11 protein-coding genes are annotated in these 19,225 nt (G+C 65.2%); 7 read left to right on the plus strand and 4 right to left on the minus strand.

Annotated features, from left to right (window positions below):
- Nucleotides 1–98 precede the first annotated feature (98 nt).
- The 6 genes from ACTDI4_RS12105 to ACTDI4_RS12130 all read left to right on the plus strand — a co-directional run bounded on the left by ACTDI4_RS12105 (nucleotide 99) and on the right by ACTDI4_RS12130 (nucleotide 14,327).
- Nucleotides 99–8,672 carry a GH36-type glycosyl hydrolase domain-containing protein gene (locus tag ACTDI4_RS12105; RefSeq protein WP_442841381.1) on the plus strand — a complete coding sequence of 2,858 codons (8,574 nt, stop codon included), beginning with the start codon at nucleotides 99–101 and terminating at the stop codon, nucleotides 8,670–8,672.
- 229 nt (nucleotides 8,673–8,901) lie between these two features.
- Nucleotides 8,902–10,677, plus strand: a complete 1,776-nt coding sequence (locus ACTDI4_RS12110) for a glucan ABC transporter ATP-binding protein/ permease (RefSeq protein WP_442841382.1) — start codon at nucleotides 8,902–8,904, stop codon at nucleotides 10,675–10,677.
- An 84-nt stretch (nucleotides 10,678–10,761) separates the two neighbouring features.
- Nucleotides 10,762–11,517 carry a heme ABC transporter permease gene (locus tag ACTDI4_RS12115; RefSeq protein WP_442841383.1) on the plus strand — a complete coding sequence of 252 codons (756 nt, stop codon included), beginning with the start codon at nucleotides 10,762–10,764 and terminating at the stop codon, nucleotides 11,515–11,517.
- Between the two features lie 12 nt (nucleotides 11,518–11,529).
- Nucleotides 11,530–12,216, plus strand: a complete 687-nt coding sequence (locus tag ACTDI4_RS12120; RefSeq protein WP_442841384.1) for a D-lyxose/D-mannose family sugar isomerase — start codon at nucleotides 11,530–11,532, stop codon at nucleotides 12,214–12,216.
- A 154-nt stretch (nucleotides 12,217–12,370) separates the two neighbouring features.
- Complete coding sequence (locus ACTDI4_RS12125) at nucleotides 12,371–13,432, plus strand: YeiH family protein (RefSeq protein ID WP_442841385.1); 1,062 nt, start codon at nucleotides 12,371–12,373, stop codon at nucleotides 13,430–13,432.
- Nucleotides 13,433–13,442: 10 nt separating this feature from the next.
- A complete protein-coding gene (locus ACTDI4_RS12130) occupies nucleotides 13,443–14,327 on the plus strand; it encodes a LysR family transcriptional regulator (protein ID WP_442841386.1) in 885 nt (294 codons plus the stop codon).
- Nucleotides 14,328–14,368: 41 nt separating this feature from the next.
- Here ACTDI4_RS12130 and ACTDI4_RS12135 read toward each other — a convergent pair whose 3' ends face one another.
- The 3 genes from ACTDI4_RS12135 to ACTDI4_RS12145 form a co-directional block, all read right to left on the minus strand.
- Nucleotides 14,369–14,998: a Tim44/TimA family putative adaptor protein gene (locus tag ACTDI4_RS12135; RefSeq protein ID WP_442841387.1), complete on the minus strand. Its 630-nt coding sequence runs from the start codon at nucleotides 14,996–14,998 to the stop codon at nucleotides 14,369–14,371.
- Nucleotides 14,999–15,080: 82 nt separating this feature from the next.
- Nucleotides 15,081–16,679, minus strand: a complete 1,599-nt coding sequence (gene ctaD / locus ACTDI4_RS12140) for a cytochrome c oxidase subunit I (protein ID WP_442841388.1) — start codon at nucleotides 16,677–16,679, stop codon at nucleotides 15,081–15,083.
- A gap of 122 nt (nucleotides 16,680–16,801) precedes the next feature.
- On the minus strand, nucleotides 16,802–17,461 hold the full coding sequence (locus ACTDI4_RS12145) for a 5-formyltetrahydrofolate cyclo-ligase (protein ID WP_442841389.1): 660 nt from the start codon (nucleotides 17,459–17,461) through the stop codon (nucleotides 16,802–16,804).
- 155 nt (nucleotides 17,462–17,616) lie between these two features.
- Here ACTDI4_RS12145 and ACTDI4_RS12150 point away from each other — a divergent pair, with 155 nt between their 5' ends.
- The gene (locus ACTDI4_RS12150) at nucleotides 17,617–18,462 is read left to right on the plus strand and encodes a LysR family transcriptional regulator (RefSeq protein ID WP_442841390.1); all 846 of its coding nucleotides are present in this window, start codon (nucleotides 17,617–17,619) and stop codon (nucleotides 18,460–18,462) included.
- Nucleotides 18,463–18,508: 46 nt separating this feature from the next.
- Here the strand turns inward: ACTDI4_RS12150 and ACTDI4_RS12155 are convergent, their stop codons facing one another.
- On the minus strand, nucleotides 18,509–19,099 hold the full coding sequence (locus ACTDI4_RS12155) for a nucleoside-diphosphate kinase (protein WP_442841391.1): 591 nt from the start codon (nucleotides 19,097–19,099) through the stop codon (nucleotides 18,509–18,511).
- Nucleotides 19,100–19,225: the final 126 nt, after the last annotated feature.

The raw sequence follows: 19,225 nt of genomic DNA on the forward strand, positions 1-19,225 counted from the left end.
TCGACTGCCGTTGCTATGCAACCAATCACGTTTAAATCGGTTACGGGAATGCGACCCGGGGCTCTGCCGCGGATCGTCCCCGCCGCATGGATCGATCGATGAACATACAGACCAGCCCCGCGCAGATCGAACAGATTGGCGCGAACGCTCCGGCCGCCCCGGAAGAGCCCATTCGTTCGCAATTCCTGGCGGAAGACCGGCTCCGCAGCCTTGGTGAAAGCCTCGCGCGAGGCGACGTGAATGAGCTTGCGGGGCTGCTGCCGTTCGATTTCCAGGCCCGCATCCGCGAAAACGCCAAGAAGATCCTGGAGGTCTACCGGCTGACCAACGCGGCCCAGGGCCGTGGCGAGACGATCACGCCGGCCGCGCAATGGCTGCTCGACAACAATTATCTGGTCGAGGAGACCATCTATCAGATCAAGCGCGACCTGCCGCGCCGCTTCTACCGGCAGCTTCCCACCTTGCAACTCGCCGACGGCACCAGCGTGCCGCGCGCGCTGGCGCTGGCCTGGGCCTATGTGGCGCACACCGACAGCTCCGTCTCGGCGCAGATGTTCAAGGCCATCGTGGAGGGATTCCAGTCGATCGAGCCGATGAGGATCGGCGAGATCTGGGCGCTGCCTTCGCTGCTGCGTTTCGTGCTCGTGGAAAACCTGCGCAGGCTGGCGGTGAGGGTGAGCCGGTCGCGCGACATGCGCATGATCGCCAACGAGGTCGCCGACCGCGTGCTGGCCGCCGACGACACCGGCGGGCGTCAGTCGATCCTGTCGGGATATGCCGCGCATGCCCGCGACACCACCTTCGCCACGCAACTGCTCTACCGCCTGCGTGACGGCTCGCAGAATTCCGGCCGGGCGCTGGAGTGGCTGGAGGCGGAGCTTGAGCAATCCGGCACCGATGCCGAGGAAATCATCATCGCCGAGCACCAGACGCTGTCCAGCGGCAACGTGACCACCGGCAACATCATCCGGGGCCTGCGCCTCATCAACGACATCGACTGGACGGTCTGGTTCGAGGACGTCAGCCGCATCGATGCCTTGCTGCGCGAACGCACCAATTTCAGCGCGCTCGACTTCGCCTCGCGCGACCAGTACCGGCGCGAGATCGAGCAACTCGCCCGCCGCTCCGATAAATCCGAATATCATGTTGCGGAAAAGGCGACCGAACTGGCCGGCTGTGCGCGCAACGCCGCCGAGCCCGAGGCGGCTATCGATGTCGGCTTCTTCGTGGTCGGTCCCCGCCGCCCGGAACTGGAACGCGAGATCGGTTATCGCCCGAGCCTGGCGGAGCGCTTCAAGCGCTCGTTCCGGCAGAGCGGATGGCTGGGCATCGTCGTGCCGGTCTTCGCGCTGACGGTGCTGCTGTTATGGGTCACCGGGGCGGCACTGCTGGTGCTGGGGCTTTCGCCTGCGGCGATCACCCTGATGCTGGTGCTGTTTTCAGTGCCGGCCAGCGAGGGCGCGCTCGCCTTCTTCCACACCGTGGTGCTGCTGTTCCTGAAACCGACCCGGCTGATCGGCTACGAATACAAGGACGGCGTGCCGGCCGAGGCGCGCACTCTGGTGGTGGTGCCTTCGCTGATCGGCTCGCGCGACGACGTCGAGGAGAACATCCGCAACATCGAGGTCCACCACCTCGCCAACATGTCGGACGAACTCTATTTCGCCCTGCTTTCCGACTGGCCGGACAGCAAGGACGAACTGGACGCGACGGATACCGAGATCCTGGAGTTTGCCCGCTCCCAGGTCGAACGCCTGAACGCCCGCTATCCTGCGGAAGGGATTCCGCGCTTCCATCTGCTGCATCGGCGCAGGCTCTACAACGCCGCGCAGGGCTGCTGGATGGGGTGGGAGCGCAAGCGCGGCAAGCTGCACGAGCTGAACCTGCTGCTGCGCGGCGACAGCGACACCACCTTCCTGCCGCTGGATGTGCCGCTGCCGCAGAACGTGACCTATGTGATGACGCTCGATGCCGACACGCGCACCACGCGCGGCGCGGTGTCCAAGCTGATCGGCAAGCTCAGCCACCCGCTGAACAGGCCGCACATCGATTCTGCCCGGCACGCGGTGACGTCCGGATACACCATCCTGCAGCCGCGCATCACTCCTTCGCTGACGACCGGCGACGAGGCGTCGTTCTTCCAGCGCGTGTTTTCCGCCAATCGCGGCCTGGACCCTTACGTCTTCGCAGTGTCGGACCTTTATCAGGACGTGTTCGGCGACGGCTCCTTCACCGGCAAGGGGCTGTACCATATCGATGCGTTCGAGACGGCGCTCAAGGATCGAATCGAGGAAAACACCGTTCTCAGCCACGATCTGCTGGAAGGCGCGCTGGGCCGCTCGGCGCTCATTACCGATGTCGAGCTGGTTGAGGACTACCCCACGCGCTACTCGGTGGACGCCTCGCGCCATCACCGCTGGGCGCGCGGCGACTGGCAATTGCTCAACTTCATCCTCGACCCGCGCTCGGGCGTGCCGGCGCTGTCGCGCTGGAAGATGGTGGACAATCTGCGCCGCTCGCTCACGCCCATCTTCTGGGTCATGGCCGCCATCGCCGGCTGGACGCTGCTGCCCTTCACCCAGGCCGCGCAATGGCAGGCGCTTCTCATCCTGACCCTGTTCATGGCGCCGACCTTCGACATCGTCAATTCGCTGCTGCCGAAGAGCCGCGATTCCACGCCGCGCGGCCATTTCTCGGCGCTTGCCCGCGACGTCGCCTTCGGCACGGCCATGGTGGTGCTCAAGATCGTGCTGATGGCGCATCTGGCCTGGATGATGGCAGACGCCATTGGCCGCACGCTCTACCGGCTGTTTGTCTCGCGCATGAACCTGCTGGAATGGCGCACCGCATCGCAGGCGCACAAGGGGGCCGGCGACGGGCTGGGCTACTACTACAGCCTCATGTTCGGAGCGGTGGTCATCGGTCTCGTCGGTCTCGCCATCCCCGTGCTCGCCGATTCCACGGGCGCCTTCGTCGCCTTCTTCTTCGCGCTGTTCTGGGTCGGCTCGCCGGCCTTCGCCTGGCTCATCAGCCGCTCGGCCGAGACGGAGGACAGGCTGCACCTGCTGCCGCGCGATATGCATGCCCTGCGCATCGTGGCGCGCCGCACCTGGCACTATTTCGAAAGCTTCGTCACCGAAGAGCATCACCACCTGCCGCCGGACAATTTCCAGGAAAGCCCGGCTCCGATCGTGGCCGGCCGCACCTCGCCCACCAACATCGGCGTCTATCTGCTGTCGGTGGTGTCGGCGCGCGACTTCGGCTGGATCAGCCTCTCGGATGCGGTTTCCCGTATCGAGGCGACCGTCTCGACCATGGAGAACATGCCGCGCAGCAGCGGCCACCTTTACAACTGGTATGATACCAGGACGCTCAAGCCCCTCTATCCGCTCTATATTTCCGCGGTCGACAGCGGCAATCTGGCCGGCCATCTCGTGGCGATGGCCGCCGCCTGCGCCGAATGGGCCGAGGCACCCTCCGTTCACCTCCAGGGCGATTTCGAGGGTATTCTCGACGCTGTGGCGATCCTGGACGAGAGCCTGGATGAACTGCCGGACGACCGGCGCCAGCTCCGCCCCCTGCGCCAGCGGCTCGCCGACCGGCTGGACGGCATGCGCAGGGCCGTGCGCACCATCAAGGCACAGCCGGAGATGGCTTCCATCCGGACCATCAACCTTGCCGTGCTGGCGGGCGAGATCCGCAAGCTCGCCGCCGCGATACATACCGAGGCGGATTCCTACCATAGCGACGTGCTCACCGATTGGGCCGCCCGGCTTGAAGCGACCTGCGAGGCCCATGTCAGGGATGCCCACAGCGACGACAAGACGGTCGAGGCACTGCGCGCAAAGCTCATGGAACTGCGCGAACGGGCGCGCCGCTTCGCCTTCGAGATGGATTTCTCCTTCCTGATGCGGCAGGAGCGCAAGCTGCTTTCCATCGGCTACCGTGCCGAGGAACACCAGCTCGACGAGGCCTGCTACGACCTGCTGGCCTCCGAGGCGCGGCTGACGAGCCTTTTTGCCATCGCCAAGGGCGACCTGCCCACCGAGCACTGGTTCAAGCTCGGCCGACCGATCGTGGAGATCGGCTTCCGCGGCGCTCTGATGTCGTGGTCCGGCTCGATGTTCGAATATCTGATGCCGCCGCTCGTCATGAAGGAACCGCAGGGCAGCCTGCTCAACCAGACCAGCAAGCTCATCATCAAGCGCCAGATCCAGTACGGGCGCGAGAAGAACGTGCCATGGGGCATCTCGGAAGCCGCCTACAATGCCCGCGACCGGGAAATGAACTATCAATACACCAACTTCGGCGTGCCCGGACTTGGCCTCAAGAGGGGGCTGGGCCAGAACACGGTGATCGCGCCCTACGCGACCATCCTCGCCGCGCAGTTCACGCCGCGCGAAGCGGTCGAGAACCTCAAGCGTCTCGATGAGATCGGCGCGCTCGGCCGCCATGGCTATTACGATGCGGTCGACTTCACGCCGCAGCGCGTGCCCGAGGGCGCGCGCTGTGCCGTCGTGCAGAACTATTTCGCGCATCACTCCGGCATGTCGATCGCCGCAATCGCCGACGCCGTGTTCGAAGGGCGCATGCGCGACCGCTTCCACAGCGATCCCGTCATCGAGTCGGCCGAATTGCTGCTGCAGGAAAAGGCGCCGCGCGAAATTCCCGCCGATACGGTGCGCACCGAGGCGGAGGAGCGATCGTCCAAGGACGACACGGAAGTGCAGAGCCCGGACACGCGCGTCATCCTCGATCCGGCATGGGCGCTGCGCGCCACCAACCTCATGTCCAACGGCCGCTATTCGGTGATGGTGACGGCGACGGGCTCCGGCTATTCGCGCTGCGGCGACATCGCCGTCAACCGCTGGCAGCCCGATCCGACGGAAGACCGGCTGGGCTCCTACATCTTCCTGCGCGACGTCGAGACCGGCGACTGGTGGTCGGCGACTGTCGAGCCGAAGAGCGTGCCGAACGAGATCGCGCAGGCCCTGTTCTCCGACGACAAGGCGAGTTTCATCAAGACCGTGGGAACCCTGCGCTCCGAGGTCGAGTGCATCGTCGTGTCGGAAGGCAATGGCGAGGGCCGGCGCGTCACCCTCTACAACAACGGCCCGGTCGACCGCCACATCGAGGTCACGTCGTTTGCCGAACTGGTTCTCGGCTCCGAAGCCGCAGACAACGCGCATCCGGCCTTTTCCAAGATGTTCGTCGAGACGGAAATCGCCCCGCAGAACGGCGCCATCTACGCCACTCGCCGAAAGCGCGAGGCCAGCGATCCCGACATAGCGGCGGTGCATTTCGTCACCGACCCTTCCGCGCAATCGCGCGACACCGAAGCCGAGACCGACCGCCGCGCCTTCATCGGGCGCGGGCGCACCATCGCCGACGCGGCCGCCTTCGACGGCGGCGCCCGGCTCGGCGGCCATTCCGGCTTCACCCTCGACCCGGTCGCGGCGCTGCGCCGGCGCGTGCGCGTGCCGGCCAACAAGAAGATTTCCCTGACCTTCTGGACCATGGTCGGCTCGAACCGTGCCGAACTGGAGGAAGCGGTGTCGAGGCTCGACCATGCGGAAAGCTTCGCGCGGCAGGCCATGCTGGCCTGGACCCGCTCGCAGGTGCAGAACCGCCATCTGGGCCTCAGCCTCACCGACGCGGCGAATGTGCAGAAGCTGGCGCGCTACCTGATCTATCCGGATCCTTTCCTGCGCGTGCCTTCAGACGTGATCGCCTCTGGGCTGGGCAAGCAGTCCAGCCTGTGGCCTACCTCCATTTCCGGCGACTACCCGATCTTTGCCGTGCGCATCGGCGACATCGCCGATATCGAGATCGTGGCGCAGGCGCTGCGCTTTCAGGAATATATGCGCGCACGCGGCATGATGGCCGATCTCGTCATCGTCAACGAGCAGGCGTCCTCCTATGTCCAGGATCTGCAGCAGGCGATCGAGGCGCTGTGCGAGAACGCCCGGCTGCGCGGCACGGAACTGGGGCCACGCCAGCACATCTTCGCGGTGCGGCGCGATCTGATGGACGAGCCGACCTACAAGACGCTGCTCGCGTCCGCCCGCGTCGTTCTGCACACGCGCAACGGCACGGTCTTCGACCAGGTCGAGCGGGCCGAGTCGGCAGCGCTGCTGGCGCGCGATGCGGCCCACCCGGGTGGCGCCCTGCTTTTGCGGGAAAATTCCGCGCGGGGGCAGGCAACCGCCGCCGCGACGCAGACCTTGCCGGACGGGGGCGAAGGGCTCAGCCATTGGAACGGCTTCGGCGGCTTCGAAGGAGACGGCCGCCACTACGTGACGCGCCTCGCCGGCGACCGGGTCACGCCGCAGCCCTGGATCAACGTCATCGCCAATTCCGCCTTCGGCTTCCACGTGTCCGCAGAAGGGGCGGCCTTCACTTGGAGCCGCAACAGCCGCGACTACCAGATCACGCCCTGGTCGAACGATCCGGTCAGCGACCGGCCGGGCGAGGGCATCTATATCCACGACCTCGATACGGGCGCGGCATTCTCGCCCCTGGCAGCGACCGTGCGCGACCCCGCCATGGTCTACGAGACCTGGCACGGGCAGGGGTTCTCCACATTCCGCACCAGGCGCGGAGCCTTGTCGATGGACCTCACCTACGTGGTCGACCCGGCCGATCCGGTGCGCATCGCCCGGCTTCGCATCCAGAATAGCGGCGGGGCTACGGTGCGCTTGCGCATCTACGCCTATGCCGAATGGGTGCTGGGCAGCCATCGTTCACGCACCGCCGCCACCGTGGTTTCCTCACGCGATGCGGCCACGGGCGCCCTGTTCGCCCAGAACCCCTACGGGCTCGATTTCGGTGAAAGGGTGGCGTTCCTGGCGTCCGACCGCGAGCCGGACTCCTTCACTGCCGACCGGATGGAGTTCCTCGGTCGCCACGGCACAAGCCGGGCGCCACAGGCGGTTCTGTCCGGAGCGGCACTTTCCGGCCGCATCGAAGCCGGAGACGACCCATGCGCAGCGCTTGCCCGCGACGTCGAAATCCCGGCCGGCGGCGACGTCACGCTGCTGTGGATTCTGGGCGATGCCGGATCGGCCCAGGAAGCGTCCGCCTTGATTCAGGCCCATCGCGACAAAGACTTCGATCAACGCCTGGCCGACAATGAGCGCGACTGGCGCGGCTTCCTCGATACGCTGCAGGTCGAGACGCCGGACAATGCGCTGAACGTCATGGTCAATCATTGGCTGCCCTATCAGGCACTGGCCTGCCGCATTCGCGCCCGTTCCGCTTTCTATCAGGCCAGCGGCGCATTCGGCTTCCGCGACCAGTTGCAGGACACGCTGGCGCTGCTGGGGCACGATCCGGCCCTGGCGCGCGCGCAGATCCTCAACGCCGCCGCGCGCCAGTTCCCCGAGGGCGACGTGCAGCACTGGTGGCTGCCGCGCACCGGCGCGGGCGTGCGCACCATGATCTCCGACGATGTGGTGTGGCTGGCCCATGCCACGGCGCGCTACGTGTCGGTGACCGGCGACAAGTCGATCCTGAAGGAAAAGCTTCCCTTCATCGACGGGCAGGCATTGGCGGAGGGCGAGCACGATGCCTTCTTCACGCCGGAGCCGTCGAAGAAGACCGCCTCGCTCTACGACCATTGCGCACGCGCTCTCGACCTCGCCATCAAGCGCAGCAGTCCGGCCGGCCTGCCGCTGATCCTCGGCGGCGACTGGAACGACGGCATGAACCGCGTCGGCGAGAAGGGCAAGGGCGAGAGCGTCTGGCTGGGCTGGTTCCTCCTGCGCACACTGGCCGATTTCGGCGCGGTGGCGAAGGCCGAGGGCGACGCCAAGCGCGAGCAGGCATGGGAAAAGCATGCTTCGGCACTCAAGCTTGCTCTCGAAGCCACGGCCTGGGACGGCGAGTGGTATCGCCGCGGCAGCTATGACGACGGCACGGCGCTGGGTTCGCACAGTTCCGCGGAATGCAAGATCGACTCCATTGCCCAGTCCTGGAGCGTGCTTTCGGGCGAAGGCGATCCGGTTCGGTCCCGTACCGCGATGGAAAAGGCGGTGGAGATGCTGGTCGACGACGACGCCAGGATCGTGAAGCTGTTCACGCCGCCCTTCTCCAAGACGGACAAGGACCCGGGCTATATCAAGAGCTATCCGCCGGGCGTGCGCGAAAACGGCGGCCAATACACCCACGCCGCGACATGGTTCGTGATCGCTCTGGCCGAGATGGGGTGGACCGACGAGGCCTATCGATGCCTTTCGATGCTCAATCCGGTCACCCATGCGGCGGATGAGGCCGCCGCCGAGCACTATCGCGTCGAGCCCTATGTGGTCGCCGCCGACATCTACGCCGGCGAAGGCAAGAACGGCCGCGGCGGCTGGACATGGTACACGGGTTCCGCCGGCTGGCTCTATCGCGCCGCGGTGGAGGGCATTCTCGGCATTGAAAGGCATGGCAAACGCATCGAGATCAACCCCCGGCTTCCCTCGAACTGGGATGGCTACACCGCCCGCCTGCGGCTGGCGGGCGCCGAGTGCGACATCCGCGTGGTGCGTGCCAGGAACATCAAGACCGCTTCGCTCGAAGTGAACGGAGCCAAGATGAAAGGGTCTTCATTCGAGGCCGCGAGCGGCACGAAACTTGATGTGATTGTGCGGATACCGGCCGTCTCCGGCAAGGTGCAGACCAAGCGCTGATTAAAATTGCGGCAGTCGCCCAGTGCTGCCGCAATTTTGCCGCATGGCTGGCATTTCACCTTTTATCTCAACTCGTTAAGCGATCACGACAGATTTCGAGCGGTTGCCATCTTTTGTTCGCGGAATCGGAACTGAAGCGGCCCGCAAGCATTGTTTTGCGTGCCCTGTGACTATAGGTGTTTCCCGCGTTTGAAGCGGTTCGCAACAGATAGTTTCGCGGAGTAGCCGGGTGTCCCTTCTGCAAATCTATTGGAGAGCGCTTGGCTATCTTGCGGCCGACAAGAAGCGCGTGGCATTCATCTGCGCCGCCAACGTAACGCTGGCTGCCGTTGCTATCCTAGAGCCGATCATGTTCGGCCGCGTCATCGACGCCATTTCCAACCGCACGGATGCCGTCCCGCCGCTGGCCATGTGGGCCGGGCTGGGCGCATTCAATGTCGTCGCCTTCGTGCTGGTGGCGCGCAGCGCCGACCGCTTCGCCCACAAGCTGCGCTGCGAGGTGCTTTGTGCGTCGTTCGAGCGGGTCATCGCCATGCCGCTCGCCTGGCACCACGAGCGCGGCACGTCCAATTCGCTGCACACGCTGCTGAGAGCGGTGGAATCGCTTTTCTCGCTATGGCTGGAATTCATGCGGCAGCATCTGTCCACTGCCGTGGCGCTGATGCTGCTGGTGCCGACGGCACTGACCATGGATCTGCGCATGTCGATCGTGCTTCTGGTGCTTGGCGTGCTTTATTTCGCCATCGGCCGGCTCGTCATGCGCCGCACCAAGGACGGGCAGGCCAGCGTGGAGCGGCACTATCACACCGTATTCGCGCATGTGACGGATTCGGTGAGCAACGTCGCCGTGCTGCAAAGCTACAACCGTGTCGTCCACGAGACCGAGACGCTCAAGCGCCACGTCCACGAACTCCTGAACGCCCAGTATCCTGTGCTGGACTGGTGGGCGCTGGCGAATGCGCTGCATCGGCTGTCGTCGACCATCTCCATGATGGTGGTGCTGATGATCGGCGCCTTCCTCGTCACGCATGGCGAATTGCGGATCGGCGACGTCATCGCCTTCACCGGCTTCGCCACATTGCTGATCGCCCGGCTCGACCAGGTGTCGGCCTTCGTCAACCAGATTTCGGAAGCGCGTGCCAAGCTGGAGGACTTCTACCAGTTGGAGGATTCGGCGGTCGAGGAAGCCGAGCCCGAGGGGTTGCGCGACCTTGGCCCCGTGAGCGGCCACGTCCGCTTCGAGAATGTCGGTTTCGAGTTCCCCAATTCGGGGCAGGGGGTGGACGACGTCTCCTTCGAGGTCCAGGCGGGGCAGACGGTGGCGATCGTCGGCCCGACCGGCGCAGGCAAGACCACGCTCATCAACCTGCTGCAGGGCGTTTATGTCCCCGAACGCGGCCATATCCTGATCGACGGCATCGACACGCGCTCGGTGACGCGCGCCTCTCTGCGCCATTCCATCGCCACCGTGTTCCAGGATGCCGGCCTGCTCAACCGCTCGATCGAGGACAACATCCGCCTCGGCCGTGCCGACGCCACTTACGAGGACGTCCATGCCGCGGCCGAAGCGGCGGTGGCCGAGGATTTCATCCGATCGAAGAGCGGCGGTTACGACACCGTGGTGGGCGAGCGCGGCGGCCAGCTTTCCGGCGGCGAGCGCCAGCGCATCGCCATCGCCCGCGCGGTGCTGAAGAATGCGCCGATCCTCGTCCTGGACGAAGCCACCAGCGCGCTCGACGTAGAGACCGAGGGGCGCGTCAAGGAGGCTATCGACGACCTGCGCCGCAGCCGCACCACCTTCATCATCGCCCACCGCCTGACGACCGTGCGCGACGCCGATCTGGTGGTGTTCATGGACAAGGGCAGGGTGGTCGAGATGGGCGGCTTCTCCGAGCTTTCGCTTCGCAACGGACGCTTCGCCGCCCTTCTGCGGGCCGGCGGCCTGCTCAACGACGAGGAGGTGCGGCGCCTGGCTCGCCTTTCCGTGCAGGACGAGGCGGCCTGATCCTCGCCGCTGCCGCGCGCCTGCGGCAACAACTTCCCTGTGCGCCGATTGCCGGCAGGGCCGCTCCGGTCTATGTATCGGTGCATGAGCGATACGAGTGCGCGCCCGTCATTGTGGGCCGATATAGCCAATCCCACACGCTTCATTGCGCTGGCCGACCGGCTGGTGCCCTGGCTTGCCGCGCTGGCGGCCATGCTCCTGGCCGTCGGCCTGTACATGAGCTTTGCTGCGCCGGAAGACTACCAGCAGGGCAGCACGGTCCGCATCATGTATATCCACGTGCCGTTCGCCTGGCTCGCCATGATGTGTTACTCCCTGATGGCGGTTTCCGCGCTGGGCACGCTGGTCTGGCGCCATCCGCTGGCCGACGTGGCGCTGAAGTCCGCGGCGCCGATCGGCGCGGTCTTCACCGCGCTGTCGCTGATCACCGGCTCCATCTGGGGCAAGCCCATGTGGGGCACCTGGTGGGTATGGGACGCCCGGCTCACCTCCGTTTTCGTGCTCTTCCTGATGTATCTGGGCATCATCGCGCTGACGCGGGCGCTCGACGATCCCGGCCGCTCCGCGTGGGCGGCGGCGATCATGACGCTCGTGGGCTTCGTCAACGTCCCGATCATCAAATTCTCGGTCGAATGGTGGAACACGCTTCACCAGCCGGCTTCCGTGTTCCGGATGGATGGACCGACCATCGATCCCAGCCTGCTCAGGCCGCTGATGGTGATGGCGGTCGGCTTCACCGTTCTGTTCTTCGCCCTGCATCTCATAGCGATGCGCACCGAAATCCGCCGCCGGCGCGTGGCGGCCATGCGCCGTATGGCTGCCCGCCGCGCCGAAGCCTGACAGGATGCCAAGATGAAACGCTCCAGGGTCAACGACATCATCCGTGACGCCGACGCCTTCATCCGCTCCTTCGGCTACATCATGCCGCCTTTCGCCTACTGGACGCCGGAGGAGATGAAAGCGCGCAGCGAAAGCTCTCGCGGCATCTTCGACGCGCGCCTGGGCTGGGACATCACCGATTACGGGCAGGGCAGGTTCGACGAATTCGGCCTGTTCCTGTTCACCGTGCGCAACGGCCGTCTGGAAGACATGAGGAAGGGCGCGGGCATGCTCTATGCCGAGAAGATCATGATCTCGCGCAAGGACCAGCTCTCGCCGATGCATCGCCACGCCATCAAGACGGAAGACATCATCAATCGCGGCGGCGGCAAGCTGGTGCTCGAATTGTTCATGTCGGACCGGGATGGCGGCGTCAACCCGAAGGCCGAGGTTTCCGTGCCGGTCGACGGCACCGTCCGCAAGCTTCCCCCGGGCGGACTTCTGAAGCTCGATCCGGGCGAGAGCGTGACATTGTTTCCCGGCGTCTGGCATGCCTTCTGGGGGGAGGGCAAGGACGTGCTGATCGGCGAGGTGTCCACGGTCAACGACGATCTGACCGACAACATCTTCCGGGAGCCGATCGGGCGTTTTTCCGAGATCGAGGAGGATGTCCCGCCGCTCCATCTGCTCGTATCCGACTACGAGCGCTGGGTGGGCTGAGCGCGCGGGGCGGTCGATCGCCGCCGCGATCTGCGGCCACAGCGTGGGTCCGGGCAAAACCGTTCGGAAAAAGCGAACATTCCCACACGTACAATGCGTTGGATTATCGATCGGGAGAATGCAATTCCAGTGCCAGCCAGCATTGGAGTATCGCATGTCCTCGATTTCGCCTGCCGCCGACGCACGGCACAACGTCACCCATAAGAGCGCTTCAGCGCCGAATGCCGGGATCGGCACGGGCAAGACGACCGTGTGGGCCGGTCTGGTGCTCGCTGTCATCGTGGCCTCCGCGGCGTATTCTTTCCGCAACCTGCCGGGGCTCGGCATCTTCAGCCCGATGATCCTGGCGGTCCTCGTCGGCATGGTGGTGGCCAATCTTGTCGGCGCGCCGGCTCATGCCAAGCCCGGCATCGCCTTTTGCCAGCGCAAGGTACTGCGCTACGCCATCGTTCTTCTCGGCTTTCAGTTGACGGCGACTCAGGTCGCCTCCATCGGCATGGGCGGCGTCAGCGTCGTGGTGATCACGCTTGTCGCGACCTTCTGCTTCACGATATGGGTTGGGCGCGCCTTGGGCGTGGATCGCAAACTGACCGAACTGATCGCCGCCGGAACCTCGATCTGCGGCGCGTCGGCGGTGGTGGCCACCAACGCCGTGACCGCCGCCCGCGACGAGGATGTCGCCTATGCGGTCGCCGCGGTGACCGTGTTCGGCACGATCGCCATGCTCGGCTATCCGCTGGTCGCGCCCCTCCTCGCGCTTGACCAGCACGCATACGGCCTGTGGTCGGGCTCGTCGATCCACGAGATCGCTCAGGTGATCGGCGCAAGCTTCCAGGTCGGCCCCCAGGCCGGAGAGGTGGCCACCATTGCCAAGCTGGCGCGCGTCACGCTGCTGGCGCCGGTGGTGATCACGCTGGGCATCCTGGCTGCCCGCGGCCGCAAGGGCGAATCGGCCGCCAAGCCGCCGATGCCGTGGTTCGTGGTCGCCTTCATCGGTGCCGTGGCGATCAACAGCGTCGTGACGATCCCGGCCGAGGCCAAGCAGGCCATCGTGCTGGCCACCACCTTCATGCTCACTGTTGGCCTGGCCGCCATGGGCCTGCAGACCAACGTGTCGGCGATCCGCTCGCGTGGCCTGCGCCCCTTGATGGTTGCGCTTTCGGCGTTTGTCTTTATCGCTTGCTTCAGCCTGGTGCTTGTGAAACTGGCCGCGTAAAGGAAGCCGGATGACGCTGGAGCAGTTGCGGATATTCGTTGCCGTCGCCGAACGTGAGCATGTGACGCGCGCCGCCCGCGACCTTAACCTGACCCAGTCCGCAACCAGCGCGGCGGTCGCGGCCCTCGAAGCGCGCTATGCGACCAAGCTCTTCGACCGCGTCGGCCGCCGTATCGCGCTGACCGACGCGGGCCGCCTGTTCCTGGTCGAGGCCAAGGCGGTGCTGGCGCGTGCGGCCTCCGCCGAACTGGTGCTCGCCGATCTTGCCGGCCTGAAGGTCGGCTCCCTTGGCCTCGCCGCGAGCCAGACCGTGGGGAACTACTGGCTGCCGAAATTCATCCACGCTTTCCGCGCCGCCTATCCGGGCATGTCGGTGTCGCTGGTCATGGGCAACACCGAGACCGTGGCCGCGCTGGTGCGCGAGGGCGAGGCCAATCTCGGCTTCGTCGAAGGCGAGGTGGAAGAGCCGCGCCTTTCGGCAATGACTGTCGCTGAAGACGAAATGGTTCTGGTGGTGCCGGCAAACCATCCGTGGAGCCGCCACAGGGCCGGCGACAAGCTGGACCTCAGGTCGGCCGATTGGATATTGCGCGAGCCGGGTTCGGGAACGCGCTCGATTCTCGCGGCAATGCTGCGCGAGGAAAGCATCGACTGGTCCGAAATGCGCACGAGCCTGGTTCTGCCCTCCAACGAGGCCGTGCGCTCGGCCGTAGAGGCGGGCGGCGGCGTCACCGTCATCTCCAAGCTGGTGGTGGCACGCGCGCTGGCTGCCGGCACGCTGGCGGCCGTGGACTATCCGCTGCCACGTCGCCGCTTCCTCATGCTGCGGCACAAAGACCGCTATGCCACCGCTGCCGAGAACGAATTCATGCGGCTTATCGAGACATCCGGATAGGCTGCCGCGGTCATGGGCGGAGCATGGCCCTGCCTCTCCGGTCAGGCCGCTTCGTCGGTGGCGATCAGCTGCCAGTTGCGGTCCCGCAAGCTCGGATCGCGTGCAAAAGTCCAAAGGTCGCCGGTTTCCACCATCCGCATCGTGTCGTTCCGCACGATTTCGCCGTCATCGGGTTCCGGGGCCGTGGACCGGATCGCGCTGACGACCTCGGCAATGAAGCGGACGCTGATTTCGAGCCGCCCTTCATTCACGTCGCCGGTGACGATGCGGGCTTCCTTCAGGCACACGAAGGTTAGGTACAGCTTCTCGCGGCGCTCCCTGCGTTCTGCCATTGCCGCTTCGAAGGCCCCCAGCACGTCCGCCGAGAGGAGCGGCGCAAGGGCCGTGCGGTCCTCCTCGGCATAGGCGCGCAGGATAGCCTCATAGGCGTTGGACGCGCCGCGCAGGAAATCGGCTTCGTCGAAGGCGGGGTCGGCGTCCCTGACAGCCTGGCAGGCCGTGCCGGAAACGGGGCGCCTGGCGGCTGCATCCTTGCCGGGACCGTCGGCCGGGGCCGGCTTGTCGGTGCCGATGTGCGGAAACAGGATGTTCAGCATCATCAAAAGCCCCCACCACAAGGCAAACAGCACAATCGCGGGGATCTGGCTCCCCATCTCGGCGGTTTCATTCATTCCGGCCTCCATGCCGGAGCGGCCAGCCTGCGCCGCTCCGTTTCGACCCATTCTTCTCGCCTGCCGGCAACCCCTCCCTTTTTCAGCGAATGCGCGGAAGCTCGGAGAACTGGTGGTAGGGCGGGGGCGACGATAGCGTCCATTCCAGGGTCGTGGCGCCGACGCCCCAGGGATTGTCGGACGCTATGCGTTTCCTGGCGAAGGCTTCTGCGATCATGACGAAGAACACCACCAGCCCGAAGGCAGATATGTAGGAACCGATCGACGAGATGAAGTTCCAGTCCTTGAAGGCATCGGGATAGTCGGCATAGCGGCGGGGCATGCCGGCCAGGCCCAGGAAATGCTGCGGGAAGAACACCAGGTTGACGCCCACGAACATCAGCCAGAAGTGAATCTTGCCCAATGTCTCGCTGTACATGTAGCCGGTCATCTTGGGAAACCAGTAGTAGAAGCCGGCGAAGATGGCGAAGGCCGCTCCCAGCGACAGCACATAGTGGAAGTGGGCCACGACGTAATAGGTGTCCTGGTACATGCGGTCGAGACCGGGATTGGCCAGTTGCACGCCGGTGACGCCGCCGATGGTGAACAGCAGCACGAAGCCGGTCGCCCACAGCATCGGCGTCTTGAACTCGATCGAGCCGCCCCACATCGTGGCCAGCCAGGAGAACACTTTGACGCCTGTCGGCACGGCAATGACCATGGAAGCAAAGGCGAAATAGCGCTGCGTGTCGAGCGACAGGCCGACCGTGAACATATGGTGCGCCCACACCACGAAGCCGATGACGGCAATGGCCACCATGGCATAGGCCATGCCCAGATAGCCGAAGATGGGCTTCTTGGAAAAAGTGGAGATGACGTGGCTGACGATGCCGAAGCCCGGCAGGATCATGATGTAGACCTCGGGATGGCCGAAAAACCAGAACAGGTGCTGGAAGAGCACCGGATCGCCGCCGTTCTCAGGGGCGAAGAACGACGTACCGAAATTGCGGTCTGTGAGCAGCATGGTGATGGCGCCCGCCAGAACCGGCAACGCGAACAGCAGCATGAAGGCCGTGACCAGCATGGACCAGGCGAACAGCGGCATCTTGTGCATCGTCATGCCCGGCGCGCGCATGTTCAGTATGGTGGTGATGAAGTTGATGGCGCCGAGGATCGAGGAGGCGCCCGCAACGTGGATCGACAGGATGACGAGGTCGACCGCCGGACCTGGCTGCCCGATGGTCGAATAGGGCGGATACAGCGTCCAGCCGCCCGCATGGCCGTAGGCGCCAGGTGCGCCCGGCACGAACAGCGAAATGATGAACAGGAGGAACGAGGCCACCAGCAGCCAGAACGACACATTGTTCATGCGCGGGAAGGCCATGTCCGGCGCGCCGATCATGATCGGCACGAACCAGTTGCCGAAGCCGCCTATGAGCGCCGGCATGAGAACGAAGAAGATCATCACCAGCCCGTGGCTGCTGACGACCATGTTGTAGGTCGTGGGATCGGTGAAGAACTGCAGGCCCGGCTCCTGCAATTCCATGCGGATGGCAACCGACAGGCCGGTGCCGAAGATGCCGGCGAGCATGGAAAAGCACAGATAGAGTGTTCCGATGTCCTTGTGATTGGTCGTGAAGACCCATCGGGAAAGGAAAGTCGGCCTGTGATCGGCCGGGAGTGCCGCTGCTGTATCCGTCATGATCTTTCACCTGCCTCCTTGATGGTGGCGGGCGGAGCGGTCTCACGGGTGGACGGCGATCTGCTACGTGTCGTCACAAGCGGGGAACCGGCCCCGACCTGCATTCTTTTCGTGGTTCGTGATCATTCGTCCGTAACGATGGCGTCCATGGCAATGTCATGGGCCTGCGGATAGATAGTACGAATCGCGGCGTTCGAATAGCCGGCGCCAATCACGAACGGTTTCCTGCGCATGGCGGCCAGCGTCCGGTCGAAGAATCCGCCGCCATAGCCCAGCCGGTAGTTGGCCCCGTCGAAACCGACCAGAGGTGCGATGACAAGGCTCGGCTGGACCGAGGGCCCGTGAGCGGGAACGAGGATGTTCCAGACCCCGCGCTCCAACGGATCTCCCGGCGACCAGATGCGGAACTCCAACGGCCACCCCTTCTTGATGACGACCGGTAGGGCGATCCGCCCGCCGCGCTCGATCACCTTTATCATCCAGTTGCGCAGGTCCGGCTCGCCGCGGAACGGCCAGTAGGCGCTGATGATGCGGCCGCTGACCTTGCCCATGGTGCGGTCGAGCGCAGCCGCGATGCGGTCGGACCTGTTCTTCCGCTCCTCGGCGTCGACCGCCAGGCGCTCGGCGAGCAGGCGCGTGCGCTCGGCCTTGCGCCAGCGGCAGACGTCGGTCCATGCGTCGCGCACCGGCTGCGGCTGAAAGTTCGGCGTCAGTTCATGCATGAAGCAGGGGGGAGATGCGTATTCGCCCGGTTCGGGCGTCGTATCGTCGGCAATGGACATGATGGTCCTCGGGCAGGCAGCCCGTCCTGTGCGCCATGCCGGAACGGGCTCTCTCACAAGGCAGGCTGCGCCGGTTGAAAAGAGAAGGCAAACGGAATTAAATGCAGTATCAATGCAATATTCTTGCATTGAATTTTGGCATTGGGAGCTCTGCAATGGATATCGACCGGGCGCGGACATTTCTCGAAATCGTTCATTCCGGCAGCTTCCTCAACGCCGCGGACCGGCTCCACGTCACCCAGACCACCGTCAGCGCGCGCATTCGCACGTTGGAGGAGGAACTGGGCCGCCAACTCTTCATCCGCAACCGCAACGGCGCCCAGCTCACGCCGGCGGGGCGGGAGTTCGAGCGCTTTGCCCAGTCTTTCGTGCAGATATGGGAAAGGGCCCGCCACCAGCTTGCCATCCCGTCCGGACAGACCAGCGTGGTGGCGCTGGGCGGCGAATTGAGCCTGTGGAATCCCCTGCTGCTCGACTGGCTTGTATGGATGCGCAAGTCGAAGCCGGAGATCGCCATCCATGCCCATGTCGGCGTGCCGGACCAGCTCATCGAGAGGCTGCGGACCGGCGTTCTGGACATTGCGGTGCTCTACGCGCCGAAACTTCTGCCCGGCTTCCGGGTGGAATTGCTGGAGGAAGAGCAGCTCGTCATGGTCAGGACACCCGCCAAGCCGGGCGAGCCGGAAACCGCCCCCGACTACGTCTATGTCGATTGGGGGCCGATGTTTGCCGCCCAGCACGGAGCCAGCGCAACGGCTTTCGGCGCTCCGGGCCTCATGGTCGGCCTGGGTCCGCTGGGCTTGAGCTACATCCTGCGGGCCGGCGGCATGGGCTATTTCCGCAAGGGCGCCGTGGCCCCGCACATTGCGGCCGGGCAACTGGAACTCGTGGCGGGCGCGCCCGAATTCACCTATCCGGCTTATGCGGTCTATGCGGAAGCGGGGGAAGGCAGGGCCGACGTGCAGGATGCGCTGCAGGGCCTCAAGACGGTCGTCGGATGAGGCAGGCTGCCCGCCGGCTCTGCCGGGCGGGGAGCGACGCGTGCAGCTATGCCGCCGAAGGGCCCGGATCGTCGAAGCCGTTGTCGGACGCCGGCACCGCGGTTTTGTGCGAGGGCTTCGGCGGCAAATCGTCGGAACTGTGCACCACGCGCAGGAATGGCCCGCGCGGGCGCAGGATTTGGGCGGAAGCCTCCCCGCCGGATGCCTGCCCGTCGGCGCGGCCGCCTCGTTCCGATTGCTTCTGCGATGCCTCCGGCTGGTAGAGCACCTGCTGCAGGGTCAGCGTTTCCCGGCCGCCGTCCGCCCGGGTGATTTCCATGGATTGGCCCTCTGAAAGGCCGAGCAGGGCAAGCCCGCGCGGATTGGTGATCGGCAGGATCGTGCCGACGAGGCCGCGCATGTCGTCATGCGCGATGACGCGAATCTCCTCCGGTCCGCCGTCGACGCGATACGCCACCCGGCTGCTCAGGGTCGCGACATGGGGGGCAATGTCCTCGCGGAACGTGACGATTGCATTGGAGATCTTGCGCTGGAGGATGACCCTCATCGTCTCGTCGCGGCCGGTCACACGCTCCAGCATCACTTCCAGAACGGTGAAGTCCTTGGTGGTCAGGTGGAAGGTTTCGATATCGGACATGGGCATGTCTCCCTGCCGGCCCGGCGCCGGGACCCGGCTTCACGCGTTGGTCTGGTGCTGGATGGCTTGCCCCTGAGCCCGACCGCCGCCGGACGCAGGGGTCAGCCTCCTGCGATCAGGCTGCCC

Origin of the sequence: Mesorhizobium sp. PUT5 (genome assembly GCF_052216645.1) — a bacterium.
Lineage (GTDB): Bacteria > Pseudomonadota > Alphaproteobacteria > Rhizobiales > Rhizobiaceae > Mesorhizobium.

Excerpts from the sequence above, each read along its gene's own strand:
- ACTDI4_RS12105 (WP_442841381.1), top strand. The coding sequence starts at position 99 with ATGAACATACAGACCAGCCCCGCGCAGATCGAACAGATTGGCGCGAAC.
- ACTDI4_RS12115 (WP_442841383.1), top strand. The coding sequence starts at position 10,762 with ATGAGCGATACGAGTGCGCGCCCGTCATTGTGGGCCGATATAGCCAAT.
- ACTDI4_RS12120 (WP_442841384.1), top strand. The coding sequence starts at position 11,530 with ATGAAACGCTCCAGGGTCAACGACATCATCCGTGACGCCGACGCCTTC.
- ACTDI4_RS12125 (WP_442841385.1), top strand. The coding sequence starts at position 12,371 with ATGTCCTCGATTTCGCCTGCCGCCGACGCACGGCACAACGTCACCCAT.
- ACTDI4_RS12130 (WP_442841386.1), top strand. The coding sequence starts at position 13,443 with ATGACGCTGGAGCAGTTGCGGATATTCGTTGCCGTCGCCGAACGTGAG.
- ACTDI4_RS12135 (WP_442841387.1), bottom strand. The coding sequence starts at position 14,998 with ATGAATGAAACCGCCGAGATGGGGAGCCAGATCCCCGCGATTGTGCTG.
- ctaD (WP_442841388.1), bottom strand. The coding sequence starts at position 16,679 with ATGACGGATACAGCAGCGGCACTCCCGGCCGATCACAGGCCGACTTTC.
- ACTDI4_RS12145 (WP_442841389.1), bottom strand. The coding sequence starts at position 17,461 with ATGTCCATTGCCGACGATACGACGCCCGAACCGGGCGAATACGCATCT.
- ACTDI4_RS12150 (WP_442841390.1), top strand. The coding sequence starts at position 17,617 with ATGGATATCGACCGGGCGCGGACATTTCTCGAAATCGTTCATTCCGGC.
- ACTDI4_RS12155 (WP_442841391.1), bottom strand. The coding sequence starts at position 19,099 with ATGTCCGATATCGAAACCTTCCACCTGACCACCAAGGACTTCACCGTT.